The sequence below is a fragment of the Aeromonas sp. ASNIH5 genome (assembly GCF_002902865.1).
Lineage (GTDB): Bacteria > Pseudomonadota > Gammaproteobacteria > Enterobacterales > Aeromonadaceae > Aeromonas > Aeromonas caviae.
The window spans coordinates 2,247,762-2,266,169 of sequence record NZ_CP026122.1; the positions used below are offsets into that span (position 1 = coordinate 2,247,762).

The window sequence follows — 18,408 nt, forward strand, 5'->3', positions numbered from 1 at the left end:
ATAAGGAGCTTAATCATGAATGAGTCATTGATTGTATTGGGGATCTTCATATTCCTGGTACTCGCCACCCTGAGTGCCGGCATCAAGATAGTGCCCCAGGGTTACAACTGGACCGTGGAGCGCTTCGGCCGCTACACCCGCACCCTCTCCCCGGGCCTCAACCTGCTGATCCCCTACATCGACCGCATCGGCCACAAGATCATCATGATGGAGCAGGTGCTGGACATCCCGGCCCAGGAGGTGATCTCCCGGGACAACGCCAACGTCACCATCGACGCCATCAGCTTCGTGCAGGTGGTGGATGCCCGCAAGGCGGGCTACGAGGTCAACGATCTCACCAGCGCCATCCGCAATCTCACCATGACCAACATGCGGACCGTGCTCGGCGCCATGGAGCTGGACGAAATGCTCTCCCAGCGCGACACCATCAACGAGAAGCTGCTGCGCACCATGGATGCGGCCACCGCTCCCTGGGGCATCAAGGTGACCCGGATCGAGATCAAGGATGTGCGCCCGCCCCTCGCCCTGGTGGAAGCCATGAACGCCCAGATGAAGGCCGAGCGCCAGAAGCGGGCCGAGGTGCTGGAGGCCGAGGGGGTGCGCCAGTCCAAGATCTTGAAGGCCGAGGGGGAGAAGCAGTCCCAGATCCTGAAAGCCGAGGGTGAGCGTCAGGCCGCCTTCCTCGCCGCCGAAGCGCGGGAGCGGGCCGCCGAGGCGGAAGCCAAGGCGACCCATATGGTCTCGAAAGCTATAGCGGAAGGGGATATGCAGGCCATCAACTACTTCGTGGCCCAGAAATACACAGAGGCCCTGGCCCGCATCGGTGAAGGCCCCAACAGCAAGATCATCATGATGCCCCTGGAAGCGGGCAGCCTGATAGGCTCGGTGGCGGGCATGGCCGAGCTGTTCAACAAAGACGGCAAGGCGGCCAAATCATGACAGCCCTGTTCGAGGGGCTGACCCACTGGCACTGGCTGGGACTCGGCTTCGTGCTGCTGGCCATCGAGGTGATGGGGTCGGTGGGCTTTCTGCTCTGGACCGGCATCGCCGCCCTGGAGGTGGGACTCTTGCTGCTGGTCTGGCCCTTCGGCTGGCAGGCGCAGTTGCTGCTCTTCGCCCTGCAATCCCTGCTCACCACCTGGGCCTGGTGGCGCTGGCAGCATCGCCGGGATCGCTCCGGGCTGGATGCCGCCGCTCCCATCAACGAGCGGATGCAAAGCTACATAGGCCGCGAGCTGACCCTGCTGGACGAGGTCAGCCAGGGGATGAGCCGGGTGCATCTGGACGACACCGTCTGGACGGTGCGCTGCAACGCGCCGCTGCCGGCCGGCAGCCGGGTCAAGGTGGTGGGGGCCGACTCCCACATCCTGCTGGTGGAACCCCTCGGCTGACCGGGCAGCGCCCTTCCATGGCCATAAAAAAACGGGCCCGGCGCGAGTGCGCCGGGCCCGTTTTTCAATGAGTTGCTGGCTTAGTTGGCCTTGGCATCGCTCACGGCAGCTTCAGCCTTGGTGGCCACGTCAGCGGCAGCCTTCTCGACAGTAGCGGAAGCTACGGAAGCAGCCTTCTCGACGGTAGCAGACGCTTCGCTAGCGGCTTTCTCGACAGTGGCAGCAACGTCTGCGGCCGGGGTCGCAGCCGGAGCGGCAGCTTCTTCTTTCTGACCACAGGCGGTCAACATCAGACCCAGGATACCGGCTACCAGTACTTTGTTCATGTGCATACCCTCAAAAAAAGATGGAGAGATGGTGCAGGGACCATCACTGTACGCCCCGGCTCCTGTCGGCACACCGGCCGCTGGAGCCCGAAGGCGCGCGAAATATATCCCCATATGCGGCCGATGAAAACGCGTATCACAATGATATTTTCTCGTTGGCATGATAAGAAACACTGCTGCAACGACAAATATTAATATAAAACACCCATTCACCACCAAATTCGCACAACAAATCGCCAATTACCTGACGATTGCCAGTCAGCCATTGCCTTTCTGTCAGGCTCTCGGCGCTGCCGGATTACGCCGTCAGTCAGACAGCTTCTGACAAGGCAGGCGCCGCCCCTGCTGGTCGCTCTCCCGGGCCAGGTCCAGCAAGGCCATCACCGCCAGGGCCTCGTCGGCCGGCACCGGGTTCTCCCCCTCTCCCCGGATGGCGGCGCAGACACCGCGATAGTAGGCGCCGTAGTCCCCCGCCTCGCCGGCCACGGTCTGCTGCAGGAGCTGACCGTCCCGGATCTGGCTGAGCTGGCCGGGGGCGGGATCCACGCCCCAGTCCGCCGCCGGAGGCCGCTTGCCCTCCTTGAGCTGCTCCTCCTGCACGTCCATGCCGAACTTGATGAAGGAGCCCTGACTGCCGTGCACCACGAAGCGGGGCATCACGGCCGACACCAGACAACTGCCGTGCAGAATGACCCGCATCTCGCCATAACCCAGCACCACATGGAAGTAGTCGTCCGCCAGGGCCCCGGGGCGCTGCTTGCCCAGATCTGCCTGCAACCAGTCCGGCTGGCCGAACAGCTGGAGCGACTGATCCAGGATATGGGGGCCGAGATCGAACCAGAGACCGGAGCCCGGGCCGCCCGCCTCGCGCCAGCGCTGGCGCACCTCGGGGCGATAACGGTCGAAGTGGGATTCGAACTGGGCGACTTGCCCCAGCGCCCCCTCCGCCAGCAGACGGCGCACCGTGAGGAAGTCCCCGTCCCAGCGCCGGTTGTGGAAGATGCTGAGCAGCCGTTGCTGCTTCTCCGCCAACTCGACCAGCGCCTTCGCTTCGGCCAGATCCAGGGCGAACGGCTTGTCGATCACCACGTGCTTGCCCGCCAGCAGGGCCTCGCGAGCGATGGGGGCGTGGGTGTCGTTGGGGGTGGCGATCACCACCAGATCGAGGCTGTCATCGGCCAGCACCTGCTCCAGGGTGCCGACCCGGGTGCCGGGCAACGCGGCCTGTACCTTGGCGGCATCCCGGCTCACCACCCAGCGCAGGGTCAGGCCCGGGGTCGTGGCCAGGAAGGGGGCGTGAAAGGTCTGTCCTGCGAAGCCGTATCCCACCAGGGCGGCGTTGATTGTGTGGCTCATCCGGTTTTCTCCACGGGTCTGTGATCATGCGAGGCAGGCGGGTCACCTGAAAAAGAGAAGGGGGCTCAAGGCCCCCCGAGTGTGCTCATCAGAGCACAGGATTTATTGCAAACACAAGCGGCGACCCTGGCGGGTCATCAGCATCACCAGCGGGGGCAGCAGCAGCCACATGTGCAGGGCCAGCTGGCTCAGGGGATCCGGCATCAGCCAACCGGTGATCCCCACCAGGGCGCCGGAGCCGCTCATCTGGAACAGGCCGAGCAGGGCGGCCGCAGTCCCGGCGCAGTGGCCGAAGGGGGCCAGCGCCATACCGGCGGCGGCGCCCAGGATCATCGCAAAGCCGATGCTGGAGAGGAACACCGGGCCCATCATGGCCAGCGGGTGCGGGATGTGCATGGCCAGGGTCAGGGTGATGGCGGAGAGCAGCAGCACCAGCAGGCCGATGCGCAGGGTCCGTCTTGGCCCTACCCGGGCGATGAAGCGCGGGGCCAGGAAGCAGGCCAGGATGTTGAGGGCCGCATTTGCGGTGAACCAGTGGCTGAAGCCACTCATGTCCAGCCCCAGGGTCACCATCAGTTGTACCGGTGCCGCCGTCACGTAGGCGAGGATCACCGCCATCGCCAGCATGCACAGCGCCGCGTTGAACAGGAAGCTCGGGGAGCGCAGTACCGGGCTGTAGCGGGACCAGCTGATGAGCGGGCCAGCACTGCTGGTCTCCTCAGGGCGGGTTTCCGGCATCCGCCACAGCAGCCAGCTGCCGACCACGACGGCGTAACCCGCCATGAACCAGAAGTTCGCCGACCAGCCCGCCTTGGCGGTGAGCCAGCCACCCAGCAGGGGCGCCAGTGCGGGGATAAAGCAGATGGCACCGTTCAGATAGGAGATCATCTGACCGCTCTTCTTGGGGCCATAGCTGTCACGGACCACCGAGAAGGCGGCCACCGAGGTGGCGCAGGCCCCGAAGCCTTGCAGCACCCGCGCCAGCATCAGCTCGCCCAGGCTGGCAGCAAAGCCGGCTGCCAGGGCGCTCAGGCCGTAGAGCAGCACGCCCCCCAGGGCGATGGGTTTGCGCCCGTAGCGATCGGCGAGCGGCCCCACCAGCAGTTGCCCCAGCCCCATGCTGAACAGGAACCAGGTAATGGTGCCCTGCATCAGGGTCACTTCGGCCCCCAGCTGCTCGGCCATCTGGGGGATGGCAGGCAGATAGATGTCGATGGCCAGCGGGCTGAACAACACCAGGAGTACAAGCAAAAGAATCAATGGCATCAGTCACCTCAAGCCCTAGGAATATCGATTGGGCCGCGAGTCTACTGACTCAGAGTAATGAATTGAAATGGTATTTAATCACTTCGGTTATTCCCTGCTGGAAACATGTATCTCTTCTACCTCTCAGGGGGTGGAACCAGGATCCCCCGTTGGCACCGGATCCCGGGCAATTGGCGCTTTTACTAAACCCCTCCCCCGCATAGAATGCGCAGATTATTTTTGCGGAGGTGTGTGATGAACAAGCTTGTCCTGGCAACAGGGAACCAGAAAAAGGTGAAAGAATTGGCCGCCATGCTGGCCGATATGAAGATCCAGGTGATCCCGCAGAGCGAGTTTGCAGTCTCCGATGCCGACGAGACCGGCACCACCTTCGTCGAGAATGCCATCATCAAGGCCCGCCACGCCGCCCGCGTCACCGGCCTGCCCGCCGTGGCCGACGACTCCGGCCTGGAAGTGGATCTGCTGCACGGCCGCCCCGGCGTCTACTCCGCCCGTTTTGCCGGTGCCGGTGCCAGCGACAAGGAGAACATCGACAAGCTGCTGGCCGAGCTCAAGGGCGCGCCGGATTACCTGAAAAGCGCCCGTTTCTGGTGCGTGCTGGTCTACATGCGCCACGCCGACGATCCCACCCCCATTATCTGCCAGGCCAGCTGGGAGGGGATGATCATCGACGAACCCCGCGGCCAGCACGGCTTCGGCTACGACCCCGTGTTCTTCGTGCCCGACCACGACTGCACCTCGGCCCAGATGCCGGCGGAGCTCAAGAACCAGCTCAGCCACCGTGGCCAGGCCCTGGCCAAGCTCAAAGCGGCCCTGGCGGCGGTCAACTAAAGCGCTGTCTCCCGCCGCGTTGTCATCTACAATGGGGGCCGTCGGCCCCCGTTTCGTTCGCGGCGCCCCGCCCGTTGTCACCGGCAACCAGGGCCACCCGACCCCTTTTGATTGTTGAATACTGGAAATCCCATGCTGCAACTGCCGCCCCTCTCCCTCTATATCCACGTGCCCTGGTGCGTCCAGAAGTGCCCCTACTGCGACTTCAACTCCCACGCCCAGAAGGGGGAGCTGCCCCACCTCGAGTACGTGGCGGCCCTGCTGGAGGATATGGAGCAGGATCTGCACTGGGCCCAGGGGCGCCCCCTCTCCTCCATCTTTATCGGTGGCGGCACGCCGAGCCTGCTCTCCGTCGACGCCATGCAGGCGCTGCTGGACGGGGTGCGCGCACGCATCGCACTGACCCCGGACTGCGAGATCACCATGGAGGCCAACCCGGGCACGGTGGAGGCGGACAAGTTCGCCGGCTTCCAGCGGGCCGGCATCAACCGCATCTCCATCGGGGTACAGAGCTTCCAGCAGGAGAAATTGACCCGGCTCGGCCGCATCCACGGCCCCGAGGAGGCGCGCAAGGCCGCCGAACTGGCCCACGCCATCGCGCTTCCCACCTTCAACCTGGATCTGATGCACGGCCTGCCGGATCAGAGCCTGGACGATGCGCTCTACGACCTGCAGCAGGCCATCGACTGCGCGCCGCCGCACCTCTCCTGGTATCAGCTCACCATAGAGCCGAACACGGCATTCGCCTCCAAGCCCCCCACGTTGCCGGAAGATGACACCCTGTGGGACATCTACGAGCAGGGCCACGCCATGCTGACCGCCCAGGGCTATCAGCAGTACGAGATCTCGGCCTATGCCAAAGAGGGGTATCAGTGCCGCCACAACCTCAACTACTGGCGCTTTGGCGACTATCTGGGGATCGGCTGCGGCGCCCACGGCAAGGTGACGGATCTCGCGAGCCAACAGATCCTGCGCACCGCCAAGGTGAAGCATCCGAAAGGTTATCTGGATCCGAGCCGCCCCTATCTGGACAGCCAATGGCAGGTGAGCGCGGACGATCTGCCGCTCGAGTACTTCATGAACCGGTTCAGATTGTTTGAACCCGCCCCCAAGGCGGAGTTCGAGGCCTTCACGGGGCTACCGCTGGAGCGGGTAGAGACCATGCTCGCCATCGCCCGGACCAAGGAGCTTATCGAGGATCTTGGCGACAGCTGGCAACTCACGTCCCTGGGGCATCGCTACCTCAACGTGCTGCTCGAACTCTTTATGGACGAGTGAGGTTACCGCCTTTAACCAGATGGAAAACAAGCGGGGCGCCATGAGCGCCCCGCTTGTTTTGGTTCCAAGAACCTGTTCACGGTCTGTCGCGAGAGGCTGTCAGCAAGGTGAAGAGCAGCGCAGGAACCGGAGTGTGTAAGTACACATGAGGATTGCGAGCAGCACATGAGCCTTGATCACGGCCTCGCAGCAAGATCGTGGACTGGTTCCAAAACAGGAACCCGCTCAGCAGCAGATGCTTACCATCTGCTGTTGGCCGGGCTCCCACCGCTTGCCGTGTTTGGCCTTGCGCTGATAGCTGCCCTTGCCTTTCTTGCTCGGTTCGACCCGGGCCTGGAACAGGGGGGAGGTCACCAGTGCCTTGAGGTGGTTGTCCTGAATGATGCCGCGCTGATGTTCGCAGGCGGGTTCGGCGGTGACACAGGTCACCTTCTTCTTGGCCATATGGGCTCCTTGATGGGGTTGTCGTGTTTGCCTATCGTCCCTGCCTGGAAGGGCAGATGGCGAAAAACGCGCCGATTGTGCGCCTCTTGCCTCCCCCGTGCAAGCTGTCAGGCGGGGTGATAGATAACCCGCACCAGGCCGCTTGGCAGCACTGCGCTCGACACCGGTCTCAACCCTGCGGGGAGAGGCCCGGTAAAGAGCGGGATCCCGCCCCCCAGGGTGACCGGTACCCAGAACAGGGTCAGCTCGTCCACCAGGGCACCCTGCAGACCCAGCCTCACCAGCTCCCCGCCATCCAGATAGAGGTGACGGCTTCCCCCCTGCCACAACTCGTCCAGCACCTGCGCCAGCGCCCCCTGCCTGAACGCGACTCGAGGACGGGGGTCGGCGGGCCTGTGGGTCAGTACCACCAGCGGCTTGTCCCCGTAGGGCCACTCGGGAAAGGCGCTCACGATATCGTAGGTGTTGCGCCCCATCAGCAGGGTGTCCGCGCTCGCCATCAGGGCGCTGTAGCCGGTCTCCTCCGGCCCGTCGCCACCATAGGGGGCCAGCCATGCCAGATCGCCCCCCTCCCCGGCGATGAAACCGTCGAGGGAGAGGGCGAGAAAGGCGGAGACCTGGGGCCGGCGCAGCTCAGTGCTCATGGTCGTGGTGCTCGTGGCGGGAAGGGGCGCCGGACTCCAGGGTCTCGAGGATGGCGCAATGCTCCGCCGAGCGCGGGCCGCCGCAGCAGATGTCGGAGAGGGCCTTCAGGTTCTCGCGAAAACGGGTCAGCTCCAGGAGCTTCTGCTCCACCTGTTCGAGCTTGGTGTCGGCCACCGCCTTCACCTCCTGGCAGGTGACCTTGGCCTTGTTGGTGTCCAGGGCGAGCAGCTCGCCGATGTCCGCGAGGGAGAAGCCCACCGACTTGGCGCGGATGATGAACTCCAGCCGCCGCCTGTCCTGCTCCCCGTAGAGGCGATAGCCGGATTCGTTGCGAATGCCCGGCGAGATGAGGCCGTTCTTCTCGTAAAAGCGCAGGGTGTCGGCCTTCACCCCGCACGCCTTGGCCAGTTCACCGATCCGATACATGGTCCTCTCCCCCCGCATGACATTCCCGACATGGTACTCAATATAAACCGGCCTCCACTATCACCTCTTTGCCCGGCGATTGCCAGTCAAAGGCAGGAAAGCAGCAGCTAACCCCTCACTTGCCGGCCATTTATCCCCAAAACACTGAAAAGACAAACGTTTCACAAAAATTCACCAGAAAACGTTTAACGCCGCATCCCACAAGGGTTTTCCTCTTTAAAAAATCCACCACAGGTCACATTTTTTGTGTAGAATACGCGCCCACAAGAGAGCGTCGCGTCAAGCGGGCATTTCCTAAAACGCTTTTGCCAACGGCCGCCCCGGGCGAGAGTGGTTTGCGAAATCCCCCACTTCCATTTATTTGGGGACTCTCTGTGTGTTGAGCCTCGCCTCCCATGGAACGGTCCCCGTTATGCTGAGGACGATAGTGTGATGGAACAAGCTCGACCCATTCGCCGTGCACTGCTGAGTGTGTCTGACAAGACTGGCATCCTGGAATTTGCCAAGGCACTCGACGCGCGTGGTGTGGCCCTGCTCTCCACCGGTGGTACCGCCAAGCTGCTGGCCGATGCGGGCCTGCCGGTGACCGAGGTGTCCGACTACACCGGATTCCCCGAGATGATGGACGGCCGGGTCAAGACCCTGCATCCCAAGGTACACGGCGGCATTCTCGGCCGTCGCGACCGGGATGACGCCATCATGGCCGAGCACGCTATCTCCCCCATCGACATGGTCGTCGTCAACCTCTATCCCTTCGCCGCCACCGTGGCCAAAGCCGGTTGCACCCTGGAAGACGCCGTCGAGAACATCGACATCGGCGGCCCGACCATGGTCCGCTCCGCTGCCAAGAACCACAAGGACGTCACCATCGTCGTCAAGGCCTCCGACTATGACCGCGTCATCGCCGAGATGGATGGCAACGGCAACAGCCTGACCCTCTCCACCCGCTTCGATCTGGCCATCGCCGCCTTCGAGCACACCGCCGCCTACGACGGCATGATCGCCAACTACTTCGGCACCCTGGTGCCCTCCTACGGCGAAAACAAGGAAGGCGACGAAGAGTCCCGCTTCCCCCGCACCTTCAACAACCAGTTCATCAAGAAGCAGGACATGCGCTACGGCGAGAACAGCCACCAGGCTGCCGCCTTCTACGCCGAAGAGCAGGCCGCGCCGGGCTCGGTGGCAAGCGCCATCCAGCTGCAGGGCAAGGCCCTCTCCTACAACAACATCGCCGACACCGACGCGGCGCTGGAGTGCGTGAAGGAGTTCAGCGAACCGGCCTGCGTCATCGTCAAGCATGCCAACCCCTGCGGCGTCGCCATCGGTGACGACCTGCTGGCAGCCTACGATCGCGCCTACCAGACCGACCCCACCTCGGCCTTTGGCGGCATCATCGCCTTCAACCGCGAACTGGACGGCGAGACCGCCGCGGCCATCGTCGCCCGCCAGTTCGTGGAAGTGATCATCGCCCCCAGCATCAGCCAGGCAGCCCGCGAGGCGGTCGCCGCCAAGCAGAACGTGCGCCTGCTGGAGTGCGGCCAGTGGACTGCCCCGGCGCAAGGCTTTGACTTCAAGCGCGTCAACGGCGGCCTGCTGGTGCAGGAGCGCGATCTGGGCATGGTGACGCTCGGGGATTTGAAGGTGGTCAGCCAGCGTCAGCCCACCGAGGCCGAGCTGCAGGATCTGCTGTTCTGCTGGAAGGTCGCCAAGTTCGTCAAATCCAACGCCATCGTCTACGCCAAGAACGGCCAGACCATCGGCGTCGGCGCCGGCCAGATGAGCCGCGTCTACTCTGCCAAGATCGCCGGCATCAAGGCCGAGGATGAAGGGCTGACCGTGGCGGGCTCCGTCATGGCCTCCGACGCCTTCTTCCCGTTCCGCGACGGCATCGATGCCGCCGCTGCCGCGGGCATCTCCTGCGTCATCCAGCCAGGTGGCTCGATGCGCGACCAGGAGGTGATCGACGCCGCCAACGAACACGGCATGTGCATGGTGTTCACCAACATGCGTCATTTCCGTCACTGACAGCCCAGGGCCGCCGATGGCGGCCCTGCCTCTTTAGCACCGGATCCTTTCCACTGGCAGGTTGCCACCGCAGCGCCAGTGAACTCAGACAGAAGCGAGCGAGACGATGAAAGTACTGATCATTGGCAACGGCGGCCGTGAACACGCCCTGGCCTGGAAGGCCAAACACTCCCCCCTGGTGACCCAGGTCTTCGTGGCACCGGGCAATGCGGGCACCCAGCTTGAGCCGGGCATCGAGAACGTCGCCATCCAGGCCACCGACATCGAGGGCCTGCTGGCCTTCGCCAAGGCGAACCAGATCGGCCTCACCATCGTCGGACCGGAAGCCCCCCTGGTGAAAGGGGTGGTCGATGCCTTCCGCGCCGCCGATCAGACCATCTTCGGCCCGACCGCCGCCGCTGCCCAGCTGGAAGGCTCCAAGGCCTTCACCAAGGACTTCCTGGCCCGCCACGCCATTCCCACCGCCGATTACCAGAACTTCACCGAGGTGGAGCCAGCGCTGGCCTATCTGCGCGAGAAGGGCGCCCCCATCGTCATCAAGGCCGACGGTCTGGCCGCCGGCAAAGGGGTGATCGTCGCCATGACCCTCGACGAGGCGGAAGCGGCGGTGCGTGACATGCTCTCCGGCAATGCCTTCGGCGATGCCGGCGCCCGGGTGGTGATCGAGGAGTTCCTGGACGGGGAAGAGGCGAGCTTCATCGTCATGGTGGACGGCGAGCACGTGCTGCCCATGGCCACCAGCCAGGATCACAAGCGCGCCTTCGACGGCGACACCGGCCCCAACACCGGCGGCATGGGGGCTTACTCCCCGGCCCCCGTGGTGACCGACGAAGTGCACCAGCGCGTGATGGAGCGGGTGATCATGCCGACCGTGCGCGGCATGGCGGCCGAGGGCAACGTCTACACCGGCTTCCTCTACGCCGGCCTGATGATCGATGCCGAGGGCAACCCCAAGGTGATCGAGTTCAACTGCCGCTTCGGCGACCCCGAAACCCAGCCCATCATGCTGCGGATGCAGTCCGATCTGGTGGATCTCTGCCTCGCCGCCTGCGCCGGCCAGCTGGATCAGAAGGAAGCCGTCTATGACCCCCGTGCCGCCATCGGCGTGGTGCTGGCGGCGGGTGGCTATCCCGGCGACTACACCAGCAACCACCCCATCAGCGGTCTGCCGGTGGACGAAGTGGCAGGGGAGAAGGTGTTCCATGCAGGCACCCGCCTGGAAGGACACACCAGCCTGACCCAGGGTGGCCGCGTGCTGTGCGCCACCGCCCTCGGCCACACGGTGCAGGAAGCCCAGCAGCGGGCCTATGCCCTGGCTGGCCGCATCCAGTGGGACGGCATCTTCTATCGCAAGGACATCGGCTGGCGTGCCATCGAGCGCGAGCAGGCCGAATAAGGGCCGGATCCCGATCACTCAAAGGGCCTGCGGGCCCTTTTTTTGTTGCACAGCGTCTGTACGGGCAGTGAAATCGTCCATGGATGATGACTTTCAAAAACAAAAACACCTGAAAAACTCACCTGACTTTAAAAAACCGATGTGTGATAAATAATGGCAGCATGATTCACTGCCTGCGAGCCCCTTCCCGGACCAGATGCGCGCCCTTGTATCCCTGCCGGAGGCGAGATCCGGTGGCCGTTCTCTTTCGGCTACATTCCCACAGCAATCCCCTGCACAATTCGTCACAATTGGTCGCACTTTCTTCATACAATGATCGCCCTTTCATGGCATCATGATGCGTGAAACCGCACTCAAATGAGTGCTATAACAACCTGCAATCTCGTCGTCTCATAAGGAAATCCCATGCTGAAAACTGTGCGCCCCCTGCTGCTGCCCCTGATGTTCGGCCTGATGGCCCTGCCTGCCATGGCCGGCGATCTGGAGCAGCCGATGAAGAAGATCGGCTTCAACTACAAGCAGGCCGTCAAGGCCGACGACGCGGCCACCATGGAGAAATACATCAAGGAGATGAAGGCCCAGCTGGACGTCGCCAAGGGCAAGAACATGCCCGCCGCCAAGAAGGAGAAGTTCCTGGAAGGCATGACCGAAGTGCAGACCGAGCTGGATGCCAGCCTGGCAGCCCTCAAGGCCGGTGACGAGGCCAAGGCGCGCGAGCATCTGGCCAAGGTCAACGACCTGAAGAAGGAGTACCACAACTATGCCAAGCAGAAAGGCTGATCCCTTCCACTGGGATGCTCTGGTGCGCCTCACCCACTGGGGTGTGGCGGCCATCTGTATCGGCAACCTCTGGCTCAACGAGGCGGGCGAGGAGTGGCACGAGCGGATGGGATACGCCGTCATGGTGCTCATCGGCATACGCCTGCTATGGGGGCTCACCTTCGCTCGCGGCCACGCCCGCCTGCGCGCCCTCATCCCGAGCCGGGAGGATTTTCGCCATCAGGCCGACGCCCTGCGCGAACGGACCCCGCCCACCCCTGGCCATCACGGCAGCGGCAAGCTGGCGGTCTGGGCACTCTGGCTGCTGGTACTCGCCACCGCAGGGACCGGCTGGTTCCAGAACACCGAGACCGGCTTCGATCTGGGGGCGGACGACTGGCACGAGTGGTGCACCTGGGCACTCCAGGGCATGATCGCCCTGCACCTGTGCGCCATCGCCTACACCTCCTGGCGCCAGCGCAGCAACCTGGTCACCCGCATGCTGCCAGGGCGTCGTGCCCGGGCCAGTGCCGGGCAGCAGGAACCCAACGTCTGAACGTTCACGGGGCCCTGCGGGGCCCCTGTTCATCCCCTTCGCTACCCGCTTGACGGGATCTCGCACCGATCTGCTCCCCTCTGCATCCTCCTGCTGCCACCGAATGGCATGAAAGCATTTTCATTCACATTTCTTAATTAATTCAGCTTGTTCGATTTTCAACCACATCGATTTCATGAATGCTACGGAGCTGAACGAGGTTGTTTGTTGTCCGTTCGACTACACGACAGTGATACGTCAATAACAAGATCGAAGGGAAAATCGTCATGCACAACACACTGTTTCGAACCGCCCTGCTGGCGACGGCACTCGGCTCTTTCAGCCACACTGCCAGCGCCGAAGGAGTCATGGTTCACCTGTTCCAATGGAAGTTCAACGACATCGCCAACGAGTGCGAGACCGTGCTCGGGCCCAAGGGGTTCGGTGGCGTCCAGATCACCCCACCGGCCGAGCACAAGCAGGGCAGCCAGGTCTGGTGGACCGTCTATCAACCGGTCAGCTTCAAGAATTTCAACAGCTTCGGCGGTAGCGAGGCAGAGCTCAGGAGCATGATCGCCCGCTGCAACGCGGCCGGGGTCAAGGTCTATGCCGACGCCGTCTTCAACCAGCTGGCATCGGGTTCGGGCACCGCCACCGGCGGCGGCAGCTACAACTCGGGGCAGTTCCAATATCCCCAGTTCGGCTACAACGACTTCCACCACAGCGGCGACATCACCAACTACGGTGACAGCAACAACGTCTGGAACGGCGCCCTCTACGGCATGCCGGACCTCAATACCGGCTCATCCTACGTCCAGGATCAGATCGCCACCTACATGAAGACTCTGCTCGGCTGGGGCGTGGCGGGCTTTCGCATCGATGCGGCCAAGCACATGGCGCCGGCCGATGTGAAGGCCATCCTCGACAAGGCAGGCAGCCCCAGGGCCTACCTGGAGGTGATCGGCGCTGGCGGGGAGTCCCCCGACATTCAGCCGGGCCGCTACACCTATATCGACACCGTCACCGACTTCAAATACGGCACCGATCTTGCCGCCAACTTCAATGGCCAGATCAAGAACCTCAAGACCCTGGGCGAGAGCTGGGGCCTGCTCCCCTCCAACAAAGCCTTCGTCTTCGTGGTCAACCACGACCGCGAACGCGGCCACGGCGGTGGCGGCATGCTCACCTTCATGAGCGGTGCCCGCTACGATCTGGCCAACACCTTCATGATGGCCTGGCCCTATGGCTGGAAGCAGGTGATGTCGGGCTATCGCTTTGAAAACATGGGCACCTATGAAACCGACAAGGGGGCGCCGGGCAGCACGCCCTGCACGGACAGCCAGTGGAACTGCGAACAGCGCCGACCGACCATCATGAACATGGCCCTGTTCCACAACCGGACCGAAGGCCAGCCCGTCAGCAACTGGTGGGACAACGGCAACAACCAGATAGCCTTCAGCCGCGGTGACAAGGGCTTCGTCGCCATCAACAACGAGAGCGGCAGCCTGGTGGCTTCGGTGCAGACCGGCCTGCCGGCCGGCGAGTACTGCAACCTCCTGGGGGGCAATGACTACTGCAGCGGCGGTTATGTCACCGTCGATGGCAGCGGCAAGGCCAGCCTGAACGTCCCCGGCATGAAGGCGGCCGCCATCATCGCCGGTTGCACCAAGGCCAGCCCCTGCGGCGGTTCCGTCCTGCCGGGCAACAAGTTCAGCAGCATGAACCTGCGCGGCACCCACAACGCCTGGGGCAACACCCCCATGACCGTCGATGCCAACCGTGTCTGGTCCGCCACCCTCACCCTGACCGGCAATGGTGACGCCACCGGTGCCCAGCGCTTCAAGTTCGACGTCTTCGGCAACTGGGCCGAGAACTACGGCGACAACGAAGGGGATGGCATCGCCGACAAGGGCAGCAGCAAGGATATCCTGGTCAGCGGGGCGGGCACCTACCGCATCACCCTGAGCGAGAGCGATCTGCGCTACACGGTCACCCCCCTCACCAGCAACCAGGCACCGGTCGCTACCCTCTCCCCCAAGACCCTCAGCGTCAAGGCGGGGGAGAGCGTGGTGTTCGACGCCTCCGCTTCCAGCGATGACGGCGGCGTGGTGAGCTACAGCTGGTCCAGCGGGGGCACCGCCGCCACGGAGACAGTCCGGTTCGATACCCCGGGTACCCATACCGTGACGGTCACCGTGACCGATGCGGAAGGGTTGACCGCCAGTGCCAGCGCCACCGTGACCGTCACCGACGACAACGGCACCTACGCCAGCGTATTACCCACCCTGAACTTCCGCGGCACTCCCAATGCCTGGGGATCCCTTGCCATGACGCTGGTCGCCGACAACCAGTGGGAGGCTCTCGTCACCTTCGATGGTCAGGCAAACCAGCGCTTCAAGTTCGACGTCAAGGGGGACTGGAGCAAGAACTATGGTGACACCAACAAGGACGGCGTGGCCGAACTGAACGGCAGTGACATCCTCACCCCGGTCATCGGCCAGTACCGGGTACGTTTCAACGATCAGACCCTGCAATACAGCCTGACTCCGGTGAGCGTCACCTATGCCAAGAATGTCGCCAGCCTCAACATTCGCGGCACCACCAACAACTGGGGCACCACCCCCATGTCCCTGGTCGGGGATCACCTCTGGCAGGCCAGCGTCACCTTCACCGGCAGCGGTGATGGCAACGGTGGCCAGCGCTTCAAGTTCGACGTCAAGGGGGACTGGACCCAGAACTACGGCGACACCAACAAGGATGGCGTGGCCGAGCTGGCCGGGGCAGACATCACCACGGCAGTGGTCGGTGCCTATGTGGTGCGCTTCAACGACCAGACCCTGGCCTACAGCCTGAGCGCCCAGTAAGGCTGGACACACGCCAGGGCCATTGCGCCCCGGCGCCGAACCAGGCCTCCCGCCATCGGCGGGAGGCCTTTTTCATGGCCCCATGACCCGTTCCCCGCCAGCCTGTCGGCAGGCATACTGATCCTTCATCCCCATGCAGGAGCGCATATGAAACAGTTGAACACCCTCAAGGCCGAGGGACGGATCGAGGAAGCCCGTCAGCACGGTCTGCTGCAACTCATCGAGCACCCAACCCACGCCGAGCTGCATTACGAAGTGGCCGGACTGCACGACATGCTGGGGCGAGAGGCCCAGGCCATTCCGCTCTATCAGAAGGCCGTGTCGCTGGGGCTTGGCGAGTCGTCGCTGCGCGGGGCCCTGCTTGGACTTGGCAGCTCCTATCGCACCACGGGCCGTCATGCCGAGGCGCTGGCCACCTTTGACGAGGCCCTGTCCCGCTTCCCCGATGCCGTGGAGTTCAAGGTGTTTCGTGCCATGACCTGCTACAACCTGGGGCGCAGCAAGGAGGGGATGGAGACGCTGCTGGGGATCATCGCGACCACCACCACGGATCCCGCCCTGCTTCCCTACCGGCGCGCCATGGCACTCTATGCCGAGGATCTGGACAGGCACTGGTGAGCGCCAGAAACGACAAAGCCGCTCAAAAGAGCGGCTTTTTCTGAAAATGGTGGCCCCTGGGGGACTTGAACCCACGACCAATCGATTATGAGTCGACTGCTCTGACCAACTGAGCTAAGGGGCCATTGATGCTGGTTAGCGGCGTGGATTATAGGGGATGGCGGATACCCCGTCCATAGTCAGATCAACCACTTGGCGAGATTTCATCCATATTCAAGCGGTTCCATGACCCCTCTTCACGCCCATGCCAGCACGGATAAAACAAAGCCCCGCACGGCGGGGCTTTTTGTTGCAATGTCAGGCTGACAGAACCCGGGACTATTCGTCCAGGAAGCTGCGCAGCACTTCCGAGCGGCTCGGATGGCGCAGTTTGCGCAGGGCCTTGGCTTCGATCTGACGGATACGCTCACGGGTGACGTCGAACTGCTTGCCCACTTCCTCGAGGGTGTGGTCGGTGTTCATGTCGATACCGAAGCGCATGCGCAGTACCTTGGCTTCCCGTGCGGTCAGCCCGGCCAGCACTTCGCGGGTCGCGTTGCGCAGGCTCTCGCTGGTGGCCGCATCCGCTGGCAGAGCCAGGGTGGTATCTTCGATGAAGTCACCCAAGTGGGAGTCTTCATCATCACCGATGGGCGTCTCCATGGAGATGGGCTCCTTGGCGATTTTCAGTACCTTGCGGATCTTGTCTTCCGGCATGCCCATGCGCATGGCCAGCTCTTCCGGGTTCGGTTCACGACCCATCTCCTGCAGCATCTGGCGGGAGATACGGTTGAGCTTGTTGATGGTCTCGATCATGTGCACCGGGATACGGATGGTACGGGCCTGATCCGCGATGGAGCGGGTAATGGCCTGACGGATCCACCAGGTGGCATAGGTCGAGAACTTGTAGCCGCGACGATATTCGAACTTGTCGACCGCCTTCATCAGACCGATGTTGCCCTCCTGGATCAGATCCAGGAACTGCAGACCGCGGTTGGTGTACTTCTTGGCGATGGAGATAACCAGACGCAAGTTGGCCTCGACCATCTCTTTCTTCGCACGGCGGGCTTTGGCCTCACCAATGCTCATGCGGCGGTTGATGTCCTTGATCTGGGCGATGGACAGACCGGTCTCTTCTTCGATCTGCTGCAGCTTGCCGATGGAACGCAGTACTTCTTCGTCCATCTCGAGCAGACGGGGAGACCACGCCTTGTCGGCCTGCTTCTGGTATTCGAACCAGGCAGTTTCGCACTCGTTGTTGGTGAAGGCCGCGACGAAGGTCTTCTTCGGCATCTTGGCCTGCTCAACGCAGAGCTTCATGATGATGCGTTCCTGCACGCGGACACGCTCCATCATCTCCCGCATGTTGTTGACCAGGCGATCGAACTGCTTGGGCATCAGGCGGAATTGACGGAAGACATCGGCCAGCTGGGCGATGGCATTCTGGGTGTCGTCGTGGGCGCGGCCATTCTGCTGAATGGAGAGACGAGTCACCTCGTACTGGGCACGCAGTTCGCCGAATTTCTCGCGAGCGACTTCCGGATCCGGGCCACCGTCGCCATCATCGTCGGAGTTGTCACCGTCTTCGTCTTCGTCCTCATCTTCGTCTTCGTCTTCGTCGGCGAGGTCGTCCTCGCTGAGCTCGGAGCCGATATGAGTGGCGGTCGGCGCCACGTCATCCACTTCGTTCGGATCGATGAAGCCGGAGATGATGTCGGACAGGCGAAGCTGCTCGGCTTCGTACTTGTCGTACTGTTCGAGCAGATAGGTGATGGCTTCAGGGTACTCGGCGACGGAGCTTTGTACCTGGTTGATACCGTCTTCGATCCGCTTGGCGATGTCGATCTCGCCTTCGCGGGTCAGCAGTTCGACGGTACCCATTTCCCGCATGTACATGCGGACGGGATCGGTCGTGCGACCAATCTCAGATTCAACAGATGCCAGAGCCTGGGCCGCTGCTTCGGCAGCGTCCTCATCGGCGGTACCACCTTCAGCCATGATAAGGTCATCGGCATCCGGAGCGTTTTCAACCACTTGAATGCCCATATCGTTGATCATCTGGATGATGTCTTCGATCTGGTCTGAATCGACAATGTCTTGCGGGAGGTGATCGTTCACCTCGGCATAGGTCAGGTAGCCCTGTTCTTTACCTTTGGCAACGAGGAGTTTAAGCTGAGACTGCGGGGTTTGCTCCATAGAACTCATCCGGTTGGTGTTGCTAGGTTGCGCGTACAGTGCGCTGCTGCGCAAATAGCCAATTCTAATAGAA

At 62.8% G+C, this 18,408-nt stretch carries 17 protein-coding genes and 1 tRNA gene; 10 read left to right on the top strand and 8 right to left on the bottom strand.

Annotated elements, in window-relative coordinates; translation table 11 throughout:
* Window positions 1-15: 15 nt before the first annotated feature.
* Complete coding sequence (locus C2U30_RS10340) at window positions 16-939, top strand: SPFH domain-containing protein (RefSeq protein ID WP_103243697.1); 924 nt, start codon at window positions 16-18, stop codon at window positions 937-939.
* A complete protein-coding gene (locus C2U30_RS10345; protein ID WP_103243698.1) occupies window positions 936-1,391 on the top strand; it encodes an NfeD family protein in 456 nt (151 codons plus the stop codon). The genes C2U30_RS10340 and C2U30_RS10345 overlap by 4 nt, the downstream gene beginning before the upstream one ends.
* Before the next feature lie 80 nt (window positions 1,392-1,471).
* On the opposite strand, the gene C2U30_RS10350 is transcribed toward C2U30_RS10345, so the two are convergent.
* From C2U30_RS10350 to C2U30_RS10360, 3 genes are all read right to left on the bottom strand, one after another.
* Window positions 1,472-1,717 carry a hypothetical protein gene (locus tag C2U30_RS10350; RefSeq protein ID WP_103244680.1) on the bottom strand — a complete coding sequence of 82 codons (246 nt, stop codon included), beginning with the start codon at window positions 1,715-1,717 and terminating at the stop codon, window positions 1,472-1,474.
* Window positions 1,718-2,023: 306 nt separating this feature from the next.
* Window positions 2,024-3,073, bottom strand: coding sequence for an oxidoreductase (locus C2U30_RS10355; protein ID WP_010675603.1), 1,050 nt, complete (start codon window positions 3,071-3,073; stop codon window positions 2,024-2,026).
* Window positions 3,074-3,175: 102 nt separating this feature from the next.
* Window positions 3,176-4,339: a multidrug effflux MFS transporter gene (locus C2U30_RS10360; RefSeq protein ID WP_039040832.1), complete on the bottom strand. Its 1,164-nt coding sequence runs from the start codon at window positions 4,337-4,339 to the stop codon at window positions 3,176-3,178.
* A gap of 234 nt (window positions 4,340-4,573) precedes the next feature.
* Here C2U30_RS10360 and rdgB point away from each other — a divergent pair, with 234 nt between their 5' ends.
* Window positions 4,574-5,170 (top strand): RdgB/HAM1 family non-canonical purine NTP pyrophosphatase, encoded by a 597-nt coding sequence (gene rdgB, locus C2U30_RS10365; protein ID WP_010675605.1) that lies wholly within the window; start codon window positions 4,574-4,576, stop codon window positions 5,168-5,170.
* Window positions 5,171-5,302: 132 nt separating this feature from the next.
* Window positions 5,303-6,448: a radical SAM family heme chaperone HemW gene (hemW, locus tag C2U30_RS10370; RefSeq protein WP_103243699.1), complete on the top strand. Its 1,146-nt coding sequence runs from the start codon at window positions 5,303-5,305 to the stop codon at window positions 6,446-6,448.
* 225 nt (window positions 6,449-6,673) lie between these two features.
* Here hemW and C2U30_RS10375 read toward each other — a convergent pair whose 3' ends face one another.
* From C2U30_RS10375 to zntR, 3 genes are all read right to left on the bottom strand, one after another.
* A complete protein-coding gene (locus C2U30_RS10375; RefSeq protein ID WP_103243700.1) occupies window positions 6,674-6,892 on the bottom strand; it encodes an alternative ribosome-rescue factor A in 219 nt (72 codons plus the stop codon).
* Between the two features lie 107 nt (window positions 6,893-6,999).
* Window positions 7,000-7,536, bottom strand: a complete 537-nt coding sequence (locus C2U30_RS10380; protein WP_103243701.1) for a dihydrofolate reductase family protein — start codon at window positions 7,534-7,536, stop codon at window positions 7,000-7,002.
* Window positions 7,526-7,963 carry a Zn(2+)-responsive transcriptional regulator gene (gene zntR / locus C2U30_RS10385; protein ID WP_041211075.1) on the bottom strand — a complete coding sequence of 146 codons (438 nt, stop codon included), beginning with the start codon at window positions 7,961-7,963 and terminating at the stop codon, window positions 7,526-7,528. Before zntR ends, C2U30_RS10380 begins: the two co-directional genes overlap by 11 nt.
* A gap of 432 nt (window positions 7,964-8,395) precedes the next feature.
* Between zntR and purH the strand changes: the two genes are divergently transcribed.
* From purH to C2U30_RS10415, 6 genes are all read left to right on the top strand, one after another.
* A complete protein-coding gene (gene purH / locus C2U30_RS10390; RefSeq protein ID WP_103243702.1) occupies window positions 8,396-9,988 on the top strand; it encodes a bifunctional phosphoribosylaminoimidazolecarboxamide formyltransferase/IMP cyclohydrolase in 1,593 nt (530 codons plus the stop codon).
* Window positions 9,989-10,094: 106 nt separating this feature from the next.
* Complete coding sequence (gene purD, locus C2U30_RS10395) at window positions 10,095-11,384, top strand: phosphoribosylamine--glycine ligase (protein ID WP_041211074.1); 1,290 nt, start codon at window positions 10,095-10,097, stop codon at window positions 11,382-11,384.
* Between the two features lie 405 nt (window positions 11,385-11,789).
* Entirely contained in the window at window positions 11,790-12,164 is a 375-nt protein-coding gene (locus C2U30_RS10400; protein WP_045521970.1) for a cytochrome b562, read from the top strand.
* Entirely contained in the window at window positions 12,145-12,699 is a 555-nt protein-coding gene (locus C2U30_RS10405; protein WP_103243703.1) for a cytochrome b/b6 domain-containing protein, read from the top strand. The genes C2U30_RS10400 and C2U30_RS10405 overlap by 20 nt, the downstream gene beginning before the upstream one ends.
* 266 nt (window positions 12,700-12,965) lie before the next feature.
* A complete protein-coding gene (locus C2U30_RS10410) occupies window positions 12,966-15,542 on the top strand; it encodes an alpha amylase C-terminal domain-containing protein (RefSeq protein WP_103243704.1) in 2,577 nt (858 codons plus the stop codon).
* 147 nt (window positions 15,543-15,689) lie between these two features.
* Window positions 15,690-16,160 carry a tetratricopeptide repeat protein gene (locus C2U30_RS10415; protein ID WP_103243705.1) on the top strand — a complete coding sequence of 157 codons (471 nt, stop codon included), beginning with the start codon at window positions 15,690-15,692 and terminating at the stop codon, window positions 16,158-16,160.
* 47 nt (window positions 16,161-16,207) lie between these two features.
* Here C2U30_RS10415 and C2U30_RS10420 read toward each other — a convergent pair.
* Both C2U30_RS10420 and rpoD read right to left on the bottom strand, forming a co-directional pair.
* Window positions 16,208-16,284: transfer RNA gene (locus tag C2U30_RS10420), tRNA-Ile, on the bottom strand.
* Between the two features lie 194 nt (window positions 16,285-16,478).
* Window positions 16,479-18,335 (bottom strand): RNA polymerase sigma factor RpoD, encoded by a 1,857-nt coding sequence (gene rpoD, locus C2U30_RS10425; RefSeq protein ID WP_233721101.1) that lies wholly within the window; start codon window positions 18,333-18,335, stop codon window positions 16,479-16,481.
* Window positions 18,336-18,408 lie beyond the last annotated feature (73 nt).